Here is a 17,117-nt window from a genome sequence, read left to right as displayed (position 1 = left end):
TGGTTGCATGTTTTAACGGATTTCTGGATACGGACCTTACTATAAAAACACAGGAGGCAGACTCATATGAGTTTAACAACATTTCTTCAGCAATGCCTGACCGGCATCTCCCTTGGCGGGGCCTATGCGCTCATTGCCATAGGCTATACCCTGGTCTACGGCATCCTCCGCCTCATCAATTTCGCTCACGGCGATATCTTCATGATGGCCGGATACTTTATGATTTTTGCAATGGCAAGCCTGCCATGGTTCATTGCCATTCCCGTCACCCTGATTGTGACCATTCTTCTGGGCGTCACCATAGAGCGGGTGGCCTACCGCCCCTTGCGATCCGCACCCAGAATGTCTGTTATGATTTCAGCCATCGGCGTTTCCTACCTTTTGCAGAATCTGGCCACCTACCTCTTTACCGCCCTGCCCAAAGGGTATCCGGAGATTCCTTTCTTAAAGAAAATCTTCCGGATAGGCGGACTGTCCGCCTCCTTTGTCACCTTCCTGACCCCTGTCCTGACCCTGGTGCTGGTCTATCTTCTCATTCTGCTGATTAACCACACCAAAATAGGCATGGCCATGAGGGCGGTTTCCAAGGATTACGAGACAGCCTCCCTTATGGGCATTAAAATCAATAAGACCATCACCTTTACCTTCGCAGTGGGGTCCCTGCTGGCCGGTATCGGATCCATTTTATATTTTACGGACCGTATGACCGTATTCCCCTTCTCCGGCGCCCTTCCGGGCTTAAAATGCTTTGTGGCTGCCGTGTTCGGAGGAATCGGCAGCATTCCCGGAGCTGTCATCGGAGGCTTTATCCTGGGGCTTGGAGAGACAGCCCTGGTGGCCATGGGACAGTCTACCTTCAGCGATGCATTTACGTTTATCCTGTTGATTGTCATGCTTCTCATCCGTCCCACAGGACTCTTTGGTGAGAAGACGACCGATAAAGTGTGAGGTGGCGGACATGAAGAATATGACAAAGAACAAGAACAAACTATATACCCTCATTGCCCTGGTAATAATCATCGGTTTCCTTGCATTCCTGCAGTCTGACACTGCCGAATACAGCTACCAGATATCCATTCTGGAGAGAAGCGCCATCTATGCGGTGGTGGCTGTTTCCATGAACCTGCTGACCGGCTTTACGGGCCTGTTCTCCCTGGGCCAGGCAGGATTTATGGCCATCGGCGCCTACGTGGTTGCCATCTTTACCATCCCGGTGGGATCCAGGGCCAGCGTATACTATGTAAGCGGCATATCACCGGTCATTGCCAATATCCAGCTGCCCATCCCCGTGGCCCTGCTCCTTGGCGGACTGGCGGCAGCAGCCATGGCTGCCCTTATCGGAATCCCGGTACTGCGCTTAAAGAGCGATTATCTTGCCATCGCAACCCTTGGCTTTTCGGAAATTATCCGGGCGTTCATTGCAGCCCCCATGTTTGACACCATTACCAACGGTTCCTACGGTCTTAAGAGTATACCGGGCTTTCCCAATATCTTTGCGGTATTCGGCCTGGCCGCCCTGTGTATTGCCCTGATGGTGCTTCTCATTAACTCCTCCTACGGCAGGGCATTTAAATCCATCCGGGAGGACGAGGTAGCTGCCCAGTCCATGGGAATCAACCTCTTTCATTACAAGGAGCTTTCCTTTGTGATTTCCTCCTTCTTCACAGGAGTGGGAGGCGGAATGCTGGCCATGTTTATGCGATCCATTGACTCCAAAACCTTCCAGGTAGCCCTTACATATGATATCCTGCTGATTGTGGTCTTAGGCGGCATCGGCAGCGTTACAGGCAGCGTGGCAGGCGCATTCCTGGTCACCGCAGGCAGGGAGCTGCTGCGCTTCTTCGACGATCCACTGACCATTGCCGGGGTAAGTGTTCCCCTGTTCCGCTCCGGATTCCGTATGGTCATTTTCTCCATCCTTTTGATGGCGGTTGTGCTCTTCTACAGCCGCGGTATCATGGGAAACCACGAATTCTCCTGGGACGGACTGTTCCGGCTCATACGGGGCATTCCCGGCAAGTTTAAGAGAGGCAGGAAAAAGCCCTCTTCCGCCAAGAAGGGAGGCATCCACTGATGAACAACATGGAAAACAGCGTAAAAAATGTACTGCATATGGAGAGCATCACCATGCAGTTCGGCGGCGTCGTGGCAGTGAACGGACTGACCCTGGATGTAAATGAACACGAAATCGTGGCCCTCATCGGGCCCAACGGGGCAGGCAAAACCACTGCTTTCAACTGTGTCACAGGTATTTACCAGCCCACCTTTGGTTCCGTATCCTTTAACGGTGAGGTCATACTGGCCGATACGCCCCAGGGCAAAATGCGGCGCCTCTATGAGGGCGATATAACCCCCACGGACCTGACTCCCGTGCGCAAGACACCGGACCAGGTTACCAAGCTGGGCATTGCCAGGACCTTCCAGAACATCCGTCTCTTCGGCGCCCTGACTGTCTTTGAAAACGTCCTGATTGCCAAACATATGCGGGCAAAGCAGAATGTGTTTTCAGCCACACTGCGCCTCAACCATGCTGAGGAAAAACGCATGCGGGAAGAGTCCATGGAGCTTCTGGAAATGCAGGGACTGGCCCATTTAAAGAACGAAATCGCCTCCTCCCTGCCCTACGGACTCCAGCGCCGTCTGGAGATTGCCAGAGCCCTGGCCACCAGTCCCAGCCTGCTCCTTCTGGATGAACCGGCGGCCGGCATGAATCCACAGGAAACCCAGGACCTGACTGATTTTATCCACAAAATCAGGGACGATTACCACCTGACCATCTTCATGATAGAGCACCACATGGATTTGGTCATGCAGATATCAGACCGCATTTACGTGCTGGATTTCGGCAAGCTCATAGCCCACGGCACGCCCGACCAGGTCCAGAACAATCCAAAAGTAATAGAAGCATATCTGGGGGTGAGTGAAGATGCTGAAGATTAATGATTTAAGAGTAAATTACGGCGGTATCGAGGCTGTAAAGGGAATCAGCTTTGAGGTACCGGAGAAATCCATTGTCACCCTCATAGGCGCCAATGGAGCAGGCAAAAGCACCACCCTGCGGGCCATCGCAGGACTTGTAAAAGCCTCGGCAGGCTCCATCCAGTTTGACGGTACAGAGCTGTTAGGCATGGATACCCCTGATATTGTGTCAAAGGGCATTACCCTTGTCCCTGAGGGCAGGCGGGTGTTCCCGGACATGACCGTTATCGAGAACATAAAAATCGGAGCCTATTTGAGAACCGATTCCCTGGACCAGGATATAGAATGGGTCTACAGCCTGTTCCCCAGGTTAAAGGAGCGCAGCTGGCAGTTAGCCGGCACTCTGTCAGGAGGGGAGCAGCAGATGCTGGCCGTGGCCAGGGCCCTTATGAGCCATCCAAAGCTGATGATGATGGATGAGCCGTCCCTTGGCCTGGCCCCTCTCATTGTCCAGGATATATTCAACATCATAAAGGAAATCAACAAACAGGGCGTGACCATTCTTCTGATTGAGCAGAACGCCAACATGGCCCTGCGTATTGCTGACCAGGGTTATGTGCTGGAAACAGGCCGGATTTCCCTGTCAGGCACCGGCAGGGAGCTGCTGGCAGATGAGTCTGTGAAGGCGGCTTATCTGGGGAAGAAAAAGAAATAAGATAAATGCCGGAACTGCCACTCTAAAAAAACAATATGGCAGTTCCGGCATCATTATTTTATCACTATTTGCATAACTATAAAGTGATCTCCCTGTCTCTTTTAACCAGACCAATTATCTGATTCAAATGCTCCTCCATCAACCGGGTAGCTCTCTCTTCATCTCTATCCTGTATTGCCTCCAACAGCTCCTGATGCACATTCACATATTCCATGGCATGCTTTTTAGCACTTAAGGAAGGTACCCTGGCTTCAATCTGATGCTCTTCATAAGCTAATAAACGAGCCACAGCACTCATAAACTTATTTTTAGCTGCATCAACAATATAAATATGGAAATCAAGACCTGCTCTGGAATCATCCAACTCGTTACTAAGAAGCATTCTATGCTGGTCCAGGGCATCACTCATCTGCTTAAAGTCTTCTTGGGTAGCATTCTGAACAGCCAGCCTGGTAGCCTCTCTTTCAATGATAAGTCTGGTTGACAACACTTCAATCAAATCATCAAAATGGGTAATCTCTACCGAATCCACAATATCATTACTCAATATACTCTTATGAATCCGGCTTCGAGTCTTCAAAACTTCATCAATGCCTTTCTTTGTCAAAGCCCTTCCTTTATTTGACACAGGAACCGTAAAACCTTTATTATCCAGTATTTTAAGCACTCTGCCAATGGTTGCTGTCCCTATATGAATTTCAAGTATATCGAGTTCATTTTTCAGAGTCCACGATCCTACCACATCATTATACTGCAGTATGATGTCCATAATAATATATTCAAGTAAATCACCGCGAGCAGAAAAGCATTTCTCAATTTTCTTCATATCGTGCATAAATAGTACATTACTCATTTTTTCTACCCATTTCCCGTCCTATTGTCGTTCAACCTTTTACATAATACCATCATTATAAATGGAAAATCAGTAAAAATCAATATTCCTATCTCTTTACTGGAAAATGCTGCCCTTAGGCAATATGGCATGTACGCCCCGTATTCCATTAACAATCTGTGTAATACGAAGATTCACTGCCACACTACACATTGATAACGCCTCTCTGTATTCATACCCATATAACCGTTCCATCAAGAGTGCCATATTACCAAGCGCATTGTAGGAGGCGTCTGTCAGACTTTCTGAAAATCCAAATGCGACCCACCCCCCAGGTGTATCGGCCACTGGGGAGCCAAAACTCCCCTCTTGAATCTCCAATCTGATCCTGACTTCCTTCATAGGGCATTCAATGGCTGTACAGCCTGATTCGCCATCTCCCTGGGCCGCATGTCCATCTCCAACTGAGAACAGTGCTCCTTCCGTAAATATAGGCAGGTACAAGGTACTCCCCTCTATCAATTCTCTGCAATCCAGATTAGCCCCATGCAGTCCCGGAGGATGTGTAGAAACTGGTTCAACACTATCCGGAGCAACCGCCAAAACCCCCATAAATGGACTCATTGCGACCTGATGCCCTCTATGACTCCTACACGTTCCTCTTTTCTTATCCAAATCCCATATGAGAAAGTATTCTCCCTCCTGGCATTCAATTCGTCTCAGATGATCCAAATCCCCATCCCCCACACGGCTCCACCCCCAATCTGATGGAACAATCTTTTCCAAATGTGCTGCTAGGGTCATCCCTGGTCTGGCTCCCTCAATGTAAATTGGTCCACAAAGAGCATGACCACAGTCTTCCGGAAGCTTTCTCGGAAAAAACAGACCGCTGGAAGATTCCGGCTTGGCAGGGCGCTCCAGTCTCCAATCTCCTTCCAATGTTGAAAAGGTCACAGTATCACCAGAACGTATTCTTAAGGCTGGAGGTATCTTATTGGATAAATGCCCATGTAAGTTTTCTCTCTCAGGACCTATGAAATAATCTGCCATTTGTTAGTTCCTCCTCTTTTTATTGCCTCACCAAATCAGGATAGCTGTCCGCCCAGCTGGTATAATCTTCAAATGCTTCTCTGCAACCATACTGTGAAATAAATCCTGTATCTTCCCGCAATCTGGAGACATCAAACATACCATTATCCATCAATGCATGAAATTTGATATTTGCTTCCGAAGGTGTTCCAATCTCATATGTAAATCCATAATATCGTTTTGCCAGCATATCGCACCACTGTGCTATGGACCATCGGTAGACAGAACTGCTATTGTATACCACATGGTTTAACTGTCCGGGTGCAGCCTTAGCCAATGCTGTTATTGATGCTGCGACATCCTTCACATATACCCAGCCTGTCATCCCCTCTTTCGGCAGGATTGCATGGCGTCGTTCCAGAGCTGCCTTCAGTGTCTGACACGGAGCACTCATCGTATCTCTTACCCCCGTGTCAAATTCCCACGCTCCAAAGACATCCCCTAACCGAATGGCTCTGACATCCATATTGTATAATTCTCTGTAACGAAGGGCAATGTGTTCGGACGCAAACTTACTGATTTCATATACATTTGATGGCTTTAATGGTACTGTTTCCCGGACGGGATCATATTCCTGTGACGAAGTTCCATATACCGCCACTGAACTCACATAAATAAATCTGGTTGTCCCACAATTTTTAGCGGCTTCCAACGCGTTAATTGTACCCAAAGTGTTTACTCTAAAAATCTGCTCGAACTGCTTTATTTCACGTTCCCTTCCCGGTGTTATTACAGCGGCATGGATAAACACATCTGCATTACTGGTCAGCAGTTCTGACTCCATATGTGCTTTGTCCAATACATCTCCACAAACCCAGCTGACCTTACCAGGACAATTTCCAAACATCTTTTCCGCCTGCTGTAAAAGAGGTTGGTTCGCGTAAATAACTACATCATCACCCAGTCCTGCTAAATGGTAGGCAAGGTTAATTCCTACAAATCCTGTACCTCCAGTCAAGAAAAATTTCATCCCACTACCTTCCTTCTATTCCTCTATTACTGCATATGCGCGTACTGGAGACCCTGAACCATCTTTTAATTTCAGAGGAGCGCCATAGAACATGAATTCTCCTTTTCCTATAAGTTCCGTAAGATTTATCAGCCACTCATAATGTGTAATTCCCAGATTCCTGCACGCCCGATGGCTCGGGAACAGATTTAGATCCATAATATCTGTTGACGGTCCCTCTACACCATGCAGTCTGGAATTATGGTCTGCAAGCCATTTAACTGCTTCAGGAGTTATTTCAGGATTCACAGACAGTATCTTCTTGTCCGGGAAATACTTATCGTGAATTCCTGTAGCCAAAAGGACTATATGACCGTCTACTTTTACTCCTGTTGCCTCCTGTGCCTTCTCCATATCTTCTGCTGTAATTTCTCCGCGTTCCGGTATATGTGTCATATCAAAACAGACTGCTTTGCCGAAGAACATATCCAGAGGCATTCTGTCTACACTCAGTCCTTTGGGATTCATATGAAAGAAGGCATCCACATGCGTCCCAATATGTTCTACCATGCCAATATAATTCCACGTAGAGGTAAACGGGTCCTCAGGTGTACCGGATTCCGTCCTTCTGGATTCCTCATGGGATACCAACTGTACATAAATATTACCTGGAAACGCATCCTGTGCCGGCATGTTGCTTGTAATTTCCAATGTTAAATCAATCACTCTTCTGCTCATAATCTTACTCCTCTATTTAATGACTTCTTCCGGTTTCAATACATTCTGAATTTCCGGATCATCCAGATTGTCAATGGTAACCCACGTTACCGGCACATCAATCTTTTTCTCAACTGTTTCACCATTCAATACCTTGATGGCATTAAGCACTGCAGTTCTTCCAATCAGGTACGGATTCTGGGCCACTGCACCATCCACATAACCATCACGTATGGCGTCAAGAACTTCCGTGGATGGGTCAAAAGCAACAAATATTTTTTCCTTTAAATCTCCCTCCCGCACCCCGAGGGTAACACCAGCCGATGAACCTTCATTTACCGTATAGAACCCGGTAATATCAGGATTGGACGTCAGTATATCCTGTGTGATATTATAAGTCTGATTCCTGTCTCCCTTACCATAATATGTACCTATAATTTTGTAATTTGGATAGGTTCCCAGTTCATCGGAAAAACCTTTCTCCCTGCCGCCCTCCTGTACAGCGCCCGGTACTGCAGATACAATTGCAAACGTTCCGCCTGCATCACCTGCCAGCTCTTTTAATTTCTCCGCTGCAAATTTTCCTGCTGCTTCATCGTTTGTACTTACTGTTGAACGCGGAAAATCAGCATTTAGTTTTCCATCCATAATAATAACCGGAATACCAGCATCCTCCGCCTGCTGCAGAACTGGTACCATACCATCGGGATTCACAGGAGATATGACAATAGCCGATACACCTCTCTGTATAAAATCCTCAACCAATTTTACCTGACCTTCCAAATCAGTATCTGTCCTGGTCCCTTGGAAGTCAATTGCATATCCTTCATCCAGTCCAGCGCTCTGGGCCCCAATTCTTACATACTGCCAATAGTCAAACAAAAGTGATTTCGGAATAACCGCTATTACCTTCTCCGCATCTTCTTTTGCCTCAGTTGGTGCAGCGTTTTCCTTTTGTGCAGTGCTTTCCTTTTCCGTCTGTGCCTGTGTCTGCGCTGCTGTATCCTTTTTTTCCTCCGCCTGTTTCTGCGCTCCGCATCCTGCGAGCATACTAATGACCAGTGCTGCCGCCAATGTAAAACCCCATACTTTTTTCATTTGCTACTCTCCTTTACACATTGTCATTTACATTATTAACATTGCTACACTCACATCAATATCAGACTTCTGTACTCTCTCTACCCTCCCCTCTATTACTTTTTCCTGCTTCTCAACATATCAATGTATACTGCTGCGATAATTACCATACCAATGGCAATCTTCTGATAAAAATAAGATAGACCCAGCAGATTAAGTCCATTGTTTAAAACTCCCATCATTAACGCGCCTATTAATGTCCCTATTATACTGCCCTGACCTCCTGACATGCTCGCACCACCAATTACAGCTGCTGCAATTGCGTCAGTCTCATATGCTTCTCCAGAATTAGGCTGACCAGAAATCACCCTGGATGTCAGGATTATACCCGCAATTGCTGCCATAAGACTACAACACAGATACATCATAAACTTCACCTTTTTTGTATTTACACCAGAAAGGTATGCTGTATTTTCGTTACTTCCCAAAGCAAAAATATGTCTGCCAAATTTAGACTTATGAAATATGATTCCCATAACAACTGCCAATACCGACAGGATTATGATTGGAACAGGAATGGTTCCAAATGCTCTTCCTGCTCCCAGGACACTGAATTCCGATGGCAGTCCGGTAATAGGCACTCCATCACAAGCTACATATACAATACCTCTGGCAATGCTCAGCATACCTAGTGTTGCTATAAAGGGAGCAATTCCTCCATATGCAATGATAAATCCATTGATTGCCCCGCAAGTCAAGCCTGCTGCAATAGCCATGAGAATTGCTATAGGAATACTTACATCATGCACAAGCAGCATAGATACCACGATACTTGAAAGTCCTACCACAGAACCCACAGAAAGGTCTATACCGCCTCCTGTAATAGTATAAGTCTGCCCAATGGCAACGATTGCAATAATAGAGGTCTGCAATGCTATGTTCAGCAGGTTTTTCTGTGTAAGGAAATTCCTGGCCGTAAAAGAGAAGAATGTGCATAACAGCAGCAGCCCTAATAAAATACTTGCTTTTCCCAGGATTGATTTTAATCTTGTAACCCCAATATGGGTAGCCGATAATTGCTGCGTCTTTTCTTTCATTCGTATCCCCTCCTATTCTTGTGAAGCGTAATAATATATTTTTTCCTGGGTTGCCTCACTGATATCTAAATCTGCCGCTAACTTTCCATGGCTCATTACTAATATCCGGTCGCTCATTCCCAGTATTTCAGGTAACTCTGACGATATCATGATTACGGTCACACCGTTTTCCACCAAAGTATACATTAATTGGTAAATTTCCATCTTGGCCCCCACATCTATTCCTCTGGTAGGCTCATCAAAAAAGAAAATATCTACATTGGCGCTTAACCATTTAGCTAATACTGCTTTCTGCTGGTTCCCTCCACTCAGAGAACCGATATTCTGATTTCGGCCCGTGGTCTTTATATTCATTTTTTCTATATATTCATCTGTTCTCCTGTTAGCCATTCCTTCTTTCACCAGCCCCCAAAAATTGACAAGTTGGTCATATGATGAAATAAGGATGTTGCTCTTGATATCCTGATTGAGCATTAAGCCATCCCTCTTCCGGTCCTCTGTGGTATATCCTATTCCTGCCCGGATGGCTTTTTGAGGTGAATCAAATTTTTGTTTTTTTCCGTGAACAATAATTTCACCAGCGGTCGGGCGCAATTTTCCGAATATTGCATGAGCTAATTCCGTCCTTCCTGCACCCATGAGACCAGCAATTCCCAATATTTCTCCCTTATAAGCCTCGAAACTAATATCCTCCAGTAAGCCTTTTACAGAAAGCCCTTTAACCTCCAGTGTCTGCTCACCCCTCTTATATTTCGGCTTCTTTGGGAAATATGCCTCCAGTTTCCTGCCCACAATCTCACTTATCAGTTGTTCTTCTGTGATATCACTCAGCAGGTGCTCTCCAATGAAATGCCCGTCACGCAAAACCGTTACCCTGTCAACAATCCGTTTTATATCGCTCATCCTATGGGAAACATATATAATGGCAACTCCCTGTTCTCTGAGATGTTCCAGAATACCAAATAAAACCTCAGCCTCTGAGTCCGCTAATGCTGACGTAGGCTCATCCAAAATAAGTAGCTCACAATCGTACGAAAGCGCCTTTGCAATCTCCACCAACTGCTGTTCTGCCACACTCAACTGAATGACTTTCTTATGTATATCAATCTTAAGCTGAAGTCTGTCTAACAATTTCTGTGCATCCTGATCTGATTTTTTTTCATCTACAAAACCAAACTTCTTCATTGGTTCTCTCGCGATAAATATATTTTGTGCAACATTTAAATCCGGAAGCAGGTTAAATTCCTGATGAACGATACCAATGCCATAATGGTATATTTGGGAAGGATGACTGATATTCAATGGTTCCCCTTTATATGTCTTCTCTCCGGAATCCGCCTGTACAATACCCGTAATAATTTTAATAAGTGTGGATTTTCCAGCACCATTTTCTCCCATAAGCGCATGGATTTCTCCTTTTCGCACTTTCAGGTTAACATTATGGAGTACCTGAACTCCTGAATAAGACTTATTGATTTCCTTCATTTCCAACAAGACATCATTCATATTTATCCCTTTCTCCAGCCATGGTAACATCAATTAAAGCATCACATCTCCGCAGTTTGGTCCCAAGGTCTGCCCTGTGTATAAATCTCCATCTGGTGAACTGGCTAAAAATATAGCAGATGGTACAACTTCTTCTATCTCTCCAAAACGTGGTATAGCCAAATCCTTCATCTTATCTTTTCTCCACTCATCTGATACGCTTTCCATCATCTGTGTATTAATAGGACCCGGTGCAATGCAATTAACATTAATACCAAATTTGCCCAAATCCCATGCCAGTGATTTTGTCAAACCTATGACTCCTGCCTTAGCCGCTGCATAATGGCAATGATCCGTCCCCCCCTTCTGGGCAATCTGTGAAGCAATATTAATAATGCGGCCCCTTTTCTGTTTCATCATAATCGGTACTACATACTTACATGTCAGAAAAAAACTTCTTAAGTTGACAGCTATCATTCTGTCCCATTCTTCAATTGTCATGTCAACTATAGATTTAGGGCCTGTAATCCCAGCGTTATTGACTAAAACATCTATATGCCCAAATTCTTCCCAGGTACGCTGTATTAACCTTTCAGCTGTTTCCTCCTGTGATATATCTCCCGGCGCCAAAATTACCCGTACACCCAACTTTTCCATATCCTGCGCCCATAACTTCATTTTCATGTCATCACAGCCATAATAATTTAGTGAGAGATGAGAACCTTCTCTGGCAAATGCTTCGGGAAATCCACGGCTCATCCCGTAACCATAACCAGCCCCTGTTATGATAGTAACCTTCCCCTCTAATTTCATATTTTTGCTCCTCTCTTGCAAATCATATTGGATTAAATGAATAAACCCCCTCACTACTCATCAATGATGATTAGTGTTTCTACTGTCAATATAGCATAACATTTTCTAAAAATCAAGACCATTTTCAGCAATTTATAGCATAAATACGTTCTATTATCAGAATCAATAAAAAAAGTCCTGGTTTAACCAGACTAAAGCTGGAGCAAAATAAAAAAAACCGGAGAGCATTCACTCCCCGGCTTTAACCTGCATCCTATATATATCACAAAACCTCACTACAAACTGGTATACCCATAAGCATTCACCAACGCATCCAGCTTCCGTCCCTGCTTACACAGAGGGCAGTCCCTGTAGTCATAATACGTATAATCCGGCAAATCCTTCCTGCCAAAAATAGATGTAATTCTGAATCCGTTAAGCTCCTCCAATGCGCTGAAAATAGCGGTAATGGCTCTCAGATTGCCGCCGTAATACCGGATGGACTCGATTCCCTTGTTCAGTGCCAGGCCTGTGGTCACGGACGCGGTCAGGATGATGACATTCTTATCCCGAATCATGGGAAGTATGTTCTCCTTGAATATCATCTGGCTGTTGCTGTTGAACTCCGGAGTCACGATGTAGATAGTCTTATGGGCATTCATGGAGAGAACACCGGCGCTGGTCAGTTCCTCAGCCAGGAAACTGCCCACGACCTGGGTTCCCTCAAGACACACAATGGTATCTACCACCGTGTCATAGAGGAACAGCCCCGACAAGCTCCTTGCTATCTCCTGGGCCTCGCTGAGCCTGGTCTTTAAGGTGGTCATATCCAGATAATAATTGATATGGGCATGGTTGGTGGCAAAGTGTCCCGGTGTAACCTTAAGCGGTGCATTACAGCCGGTGGTATGTATCTTAACATACTTATTATCCATAAAAACGCCCCCTTTTACAATGGTACGGACATCGGTTTCTATATGTATTATTATACTAAATAATCCTCCCTGGTACAAGGGCTATCCGGCTGTCTTACCATTTTCTGCTAAAAATTACGAACATCCTGCGATGTTCCCGTCCTTCCCTCCATCCTATAAAACAGGCGCCGGGGCTGCTTCCCCGCAGCCCCGGCGCCTGTTGCTTTTATGATTCAATGCTACAGATTTCTGTCATTTCCAGGATGACTCCACACTGTATCCTCGGTTTTCTTCTCCGGCTCATTGCCTCTGTCTGAAACCTCCGGTCCTGACTGATTTCCCGGATTTGACTGTGTCTGCGGATTGGCCTGTTCCTCTGGATTCACCTGCTCCTGCGGATTGGCCTGTTCCTCTGGGTTTACCTGCTCCTGCGGATTGGCCTGTTCTGCCTGATTCTCCCGCTCTCCCCGGTCAGCCTGGGTTTCCGGGTTTGCATGAAGCTCCTGCGAAGCCGTGCCTTTGTCATCATCCTCTTTTGGTTCCTCCGGCTCAGGAATACCCTTAACCCTGCGGAATATCTTCATGAATTCCTTGCCGGTAATTGTCTCCTTGTCAATGAGGAATGCGGCAATCTGGTCCATGGCATCCTTGTTATCGCTCAGGAGGCGAATGGCCTCATCGTAGGAATCCTTCAGTATCTTCATGACCTCCTGGTCAATCTCGGCTGCCGTTGCATCACCGCAGTTTAATACGGCCCGGCCTGTCAGGTACTGGTTCTCCTGGGATTCAAGTCCCATAAGGCCGAATTTATCAGACATACCGTACTGGGTAACCATGGCCCTGGCCAGGTTGGTGGCCTGCTGGATATCGTTGGCCGCTCCCGTGGTAACTGTCTCAAATACGATTTCCTCGGCGGCACGGCCTGCCATCAGCTCTACCAGCCTGGCCTCCAGCTCCTTCTTCGTGTTGAGGTACTTCTCCTCCTCCGGCACATTCATAACATATCCGAGAGCGCCCATGGTCCTCGGCACAATGGTAATCTTCTGCACCGGCTCCGAATGCTTCTGGAGCGCGCTTACAAGAGCGTGGCCCACCTCATGATAGGATACAATGCGGCGCTCTTCCTTGCTCATGATACGGTCCTTCTTTTCTTTACCCACAAGAACCACTTCCACCGCCTCAAACAAATCCTTCTGGGACACTGCGTTGCGCCCGTGTTTAACCGCATTGATGGCTGCCTCGTTCATCATGTTGGCAAGGTCGGCGCCCACTGCGCCTGATGTGGCCAGGGCTATCTCCTTAAAGTCTACGGATTCGTCCAGAAGCACATCCTTGGAATGTACCTTCAGTATATTGATACGGCCGTTCAGGTCCGGCTTATCCACCACCACGCGGCGGTCAAAACGTCCGGGACGAAGAAGGGCCGGATCCAGGACCTCAGGACGGTTGGTGGCGCCCAGCACCAGAAGTCCCTTGGTGGAATCAAATCCGTCCATCTCGGAAAGAAGCTGGTTCAGGGTCTGTTCACGCTCGTCGTTGCCGCCCATACGGCTGTCACGGCTGCGTCCAATGGCGTCAATCTCATCAATAAAGATAATACATGGGGCATTCTCAGTGGCGTTCTTAAACAAATCACGGACACGGGACGCGCCCACGCCCACGAACATTTCCACAAAGTCAGAACCGGAAAGGGAATAAAAAGGCACATGGGCTTCGCCTGCCACTGCCTTGGCAAGCAGGGTCTTACCAGTTCCGGGAGGGCCCACTAGGAGGGCGCCCTTGGGCAGCTTGGCACCAATCTTTGTGTATTTGCCCGGATTGTGGAGGAAATCCACGATTTCTGTCAGCGACTCCTTGGCCTCGTCCTCACCGGCCACATCCTTGAAGGTGATGCCGGTTTCCTTCTGGACGTACATCTTGGCATTGGACTTGCCCACGCCCATGATTCCGCCGCCGCCCATGCGCTTCATGGTGAAGTTCATAAGGAACAGCAGGAACAGGAATGGGACAGCGTAATTCAGCAGGACCAGAAGAAGGGTGCTGCTGTCGCTCTTCTCACGGTTGGTAACCACGTTATTATCCAGTATCCTGTTGACAAAATCATAATCCCCTTCCAGTCTCACCACATAATAATCCAGATTCTGGGAATACTTAGTATTACCCTTCTTAGGGATGACCGTGATTTCCGTGCTGCCCACCTTGATGGAGTCCACCTCGCCGGCTTCCACCATCTGGACGAACTCATTATAGGACAACTCCTGACGTTTCTTGGAATTCAGATAGTTGTTCATACTGCTGACCACGATAAATGTAAGTATGGCAGCAACCACCAGCATGGTTATGGTCTGCCAGTTACTTTTCATATTCGGGTCCTGTTTGTTATTATTATCCATATTGTACAAATTCTCCCTCTGAATGGGTCATCTATCAATTTCCAGCAAAAACCCATTCTCTACCATTATAGTGTCAGTCTCCCCATAAATCAAGAAAAGAACAATTAATTTTCTTAAATTTTTACAAAAAGTCCTGGATTTATTCTCAATGAGGATGTATAATGTTTCAGTTATTTTTTTGATACTATATCAAACAAGTCACACACTATCCACAACAAGAAAAGGAGGTATCCCCATCATGCCAGTCAAATACGTATTCGTAACCGGCGGCGTAGTCTCCGGCCTGGGAAAAGGCATCACTGCGGCATCGCTCGGCCGCCTGTTAAAGGCCAGAGGCTACAAAGTGACCATGCAGAAGTTCGACCCCTACATCAACATCGACCCCGGCACCATGAACCCGGTCCAGCACGGAGAAGTCTTCGTGACGGATGACGGCGCCGAGACAGACCTGGACTTAGGCCACTATGAGCGTTTTATCGACGAAAGCCTCACCAGGAATTCCAACGTCACCACGGGCAAGGTCTACTGGACGGTCCTGCAGAAGGAACGCCGCGGAGACTTCGGCGGCGGAACCGTACAGGTAATCCCCCATATTACCAACGAAATCAAAAGCCGTTTCCACCGCAACTACACGGAAAACGAGACGGAAATCGCCATCATCGAGGTCGGCGGCACGGTCGGCGACATCGAAAGCCAGCCATTCTTAGAGGCCATCCGCCAGTTCCAGCATGAGGCAGGCCCAGGCAACACCTGCATCATCCATGTCACTCTCATACCTTACCTGAAAGCCTCAGAGGAGCTTAAGACCAAGCCGACTCAGGCCAGTGTAAAAGACCTTCAGGGAATGGGCATTCAGCCCGATATCCTAGTCTGCCGCAGCGAACTCCCCCTGGACGACGGCATCAAGACGAAAATCGCCCAATTCTGCAATGTTCCCAAACATCACGTACTCCAGAACCTGGATGTGGACGTGCTCTATGAAGTACCCCTTGTAATGGAGGAAGAGCATCTGGCCCAGTCCGCCTGTGAATGCCTGGATCTGCCCTGTCCGGAGCCTGAGCTGGCAGACTGGAGGGCCATGATAGAGGCCTGGAAGCATCCAAAGCAGGATGTGACCGTGGCCCTGGTAGGCAAATACATCCAGCTTCACGACGCCTACATTTCCGTGGTGGAAGCCCTGAAGCACGCCGGGGTGGCCAACCGTGCCGCGGTCCACATCAAATGGGTGGATTCCGAGACAGTCACTCCGGAAAATGCCCCCGAAATCTTCAAAGATGTGAGCGGTATCCTGGTTCCCGGCGGCTTTGGCGACCGCGGCATTGACGGAAAGATTCACGCCATCCAGTATGCCCGGGAACACCGCATACCATTCCTTGGACTTTGTCTGGGAATGCAGCTGTCCATTGTGGAGTTTGCCAGAAATGCGGCCGGATACGCGGATGCCCACAGCGTGGAGCTGAATCCTGCCACCACCCATCCTGTCATCCATCTGATGCCGGAACAAAACGGAGTGGAGGACATCGGCGGCACCTTAAGGCTGGGTTCCTACCCCTGCGTCCTGGACAAGACCTCCAAAGCTTATGGCCTGTACGGCGAAGCCACTATTTATGAGCGCCACAGGCACCGGTACGAGGTCAACAACGACTACCGCGCCGTGCTTACAAAATGCGGCATGATGCTCTCCGGCCTGTCCCCCGACGGACGGATTGTGGAAATGATAGAGCTCCCCGGCCATCCCTGGTTCATTGCCACCCAGGCCCATCCGGAGCTTAAATCCAGGCCCAACCGGCCCCATCCCCTGTTTAAAGGTTTCGTAGAAGCCGCTTTAAAAGAAAAAACAAAAAATAACGTATGACAAAAATGGCTGCCCTGCTTTTGATCTGCCAGTATGAATCATCCGCCTTTGCGCAAACTATGGTTAAGATTCAATCATAAGCGCATCACAAGGAGGTGAATCCCAAATGGATCACAAGAAAAAAGACGATTTTGACGTTGACATACAAGCCTGCTCCACCATGGACTGTACCGGCCTGATTCCTTCCCTGCCCCAGGACGAGGCAGAGAAGGAGGCCTATGAGGACCTCTATCCATATGTCACCAAGGCTGTTTCATCGGACAGGGAATAATGACAGGGCAGC

General features: G+C 47.5%; 16 protein-coding genes. 6 read left to right on the top strand and 10 right to left on the bottom strand.

What is annotated here, in order from left to right; genetic code table 11:
* The first annotated feature begins 66 nt into the window (after positions 1-66).
* From CGC65_RS06770 to CGC65_RS06755, 4 genes are read left to right on the top strand one after another with little or no spacing between them, the layout of a single operon-like run.
* Positions 67-948: a branched-chain amino acid ABC transporter permease gene (locus CGC65_RS06770; protein ID WP_002565438.1), complete on the top strand. Its 882-nt coding sequence runs from the start codon at positions 67-69 to the stop codon at positions 946-948.
* A 10-nt stretch (positions 949-958) separates the two neighbouring features.
* A complete protein-coding gene (locus tag CGC65_RS06765; RefSeq protein WP_002565439.1) occupies positions 959-2,074 on the top strand; it encodes a branched-chain amino acid ABC transporter permease in 1,116 nt (371 codons plus the stop codon).
* A complete protein-coding gene (locus CGC65_RS06760) occupies positions 2,074-2,940 on the top strand; it encodes an ABC transporter ATP-binding protein (protein WP_002565440.1) in 867 nt (288 codons plus the stop codon). Before CGC65_RS06765 ends, CGC65_RS06760 begins: the two co-directional genes overlap by 1 nt.
* Positions 2,927-3,634 carry an ABC transporter ATP-binding protein gene (locus CGC65_RS06755; protein ID WP_002565441.1) on the top strand — a complete coding sequence of 236 codons (708 nt, stop codon included), beginning with the start codon at positions 2,927-2,929 and terminating at the stop codon, positions 3,632-3,634. Before CGC65_RS06760 ends, CGC65_RS06755 begins: the two co-directional genes overlap by 14 nt.
* Positions 3,635-3,710: 76 nt before the next feature.
* Here the strand turns inward: CGC65_RS06755 and CGC65_RS06750 are convergent, their stop codons facing one another.
* The 10 genes from CGC65_RS06750 to ftsH all read right to left on the bottom strand — a co-directional run bounded on the left by CGC65_RS06750 (position 3,711) and on the right by ftsH (position 14,979).
* Positions 3,711-4,487, bottom strand: coding sequence for an FCD domain-containing protein (locus CGC65_RS06750; protein ID WP_002571863.1), 777 nt, complete (start codon positions 4,485-4,487; stop codon positions 3,711-3,713).
* 96 nt (positions 4,488-4,583) lie between these two features.
* Positions 4,584-5,516, bottom strand: a complete 933-nt coding sequence (locus tag CGC65_RS06745; protein ID WP_002565443.1) for an acetamidase/formamidase family protein — start codon at positions 5,514-5,516, stop codon at positions 4,584-4,586.
* 19 nt (positions 5,517-5,535) lie between these two features.
* Complete coding sequence (locus CGC65_RS06740; RefSeq protein ID WP_002565444.1) at positions 5,536-6,525, bottom strand: NAD-dependent epimerase/dehydratase family protein; 990 nt, start codon at positions 6,523-6,525, stop codon at positions 5,536-5,538.
* Between the two features lie 15 nt (positions 6,526-6,540).
* Positions 6,541-7,242 (bottom strand): cyclase family protein, encoded by a 702-nt coding sequence (locus CGC65_RS06735; protein ID WP_002565445.1) that lies wholly within the window; start codon positions 7,240-7,242, stop codon positions 6,541-6,543.
* A 12-nt stretch (positions 7,243-7,254) separates the two neighbouring features.
* A complete protein-coding gene (locus tag CGC65_RS06730) occupies positions 7,255-8,319 on the bottom strand; it encodes a sugar ABC transporter substrate-binding protein (RefSeq protein WP_002565446.1) in 1,065 nt (354 codons plus the stop codon).
* A gap of 95 nt (positions 8,320-8,414) precedes the next feature.
* Complete coding sequence (locus tag CGC65_RS06725) at positions 8,415-9,395, bottom strand: ABC transporter permease (protein ID WP_002565447.1); 981 nt, start codon at positions 9,393-9,395, stop codon at positions 8,415-8,417.
* Positions 9,396-9,407: 12 nt separating this feature from the next.
* A complete protein-coding gene (locus CGC65_RS06720) occupies positions 9,408-10,901 on the bottom strand; it encodes a sugar ABC transporter ATP-binding protein (RefSeq protein WP_002565448.1) in 1,494 nt (497 codons plus the stop codon).
* Positions 10,902-10,934: 33 nt separating this feature from the next.
* Complete coding sequence (locus tag CGC65_RS06715) at positions 10,935-11,693, bottom strand: 3-oxoacyl-ACP reductase family protein (protein ID WP_002565449.1); 759 nt, start codon at positions 11,691-11,693, stop codon at positions 10,935-10,937.
* 275 nt (positions 11,694-11,968) lie between these two features.
* Positions 11,969-12,607: a phosphoribosyltransferase gene (locus CGC65_RS06710; protein WP_002565450.1), complete on the bottom strand. Its 639-nt coding sequence runs from the start codon at positions 12,605-12,607 to the stop codon at positions 11,969-11,971.
* A 218-nt stretch (positions 12,608-12,825) separates the two neighbouring features.
* Complete coding sequence (ftsH, locus tag CGC65_RS06705) at positions 12,826-14,979, bottom strand: ATP-dependent zinc metalloprotease FtsH (RefSeq protein WP_002565451.1); 2,154 nt, start codon at positions 14,977-14,979, stop codon at positions 12,826-12,828.
* Between the two features lie 238 nt (positions 14,980-15,217).
* Here ftsH and CGC65_RS06700 point away from each other — a divergent pair, with 238 nt between their 5' ends.
* Positions 15,218-16,834 carry a CTP synthase gene (locus CGC65_RS06700; RefSeq protein WP_002565452.1) on the top strand — a complete coding sequence of 539 codons (1,617 nt, stop codon included), beginning with the start codon at positions 15,218-15,220 and terminating at the stop codon, positions 16,832-16,834.
* 106 nt (positions 16,835-16,940) lie between these two features.
* Positions 16,941-17,105 carry a hypothetical protein gene (locus tag CGC65_RS31225; RefSeq protein WP_002565453.1) on the top strand — a complete coding sequence of 55 codons (165 nt, stop codon included), beginning with the start codon at positions 16,941-16,943 and terminating at the stop codon, positions 17,103-17,105.
* Positions 17,106-17,117: the final 12 nt, after the last annotated feature.

Origin of the sequence: Enterocloster bolteae, assembly GCF_002234575.2 — a bacterium.
In the GTDB taxonomy this organism is placed as follows: domain Bacteria; phylum Bacillota; class Clostridia; order Lachnospirales; family Lachnospiraceae; genus Enterocloster; species Enterocloster bolteae.
The sequence above is the reverse complement of the archived record's forward strand: the minus strand, read 5'-3'. Positions and strand labels throughout refer to the sequence as shown.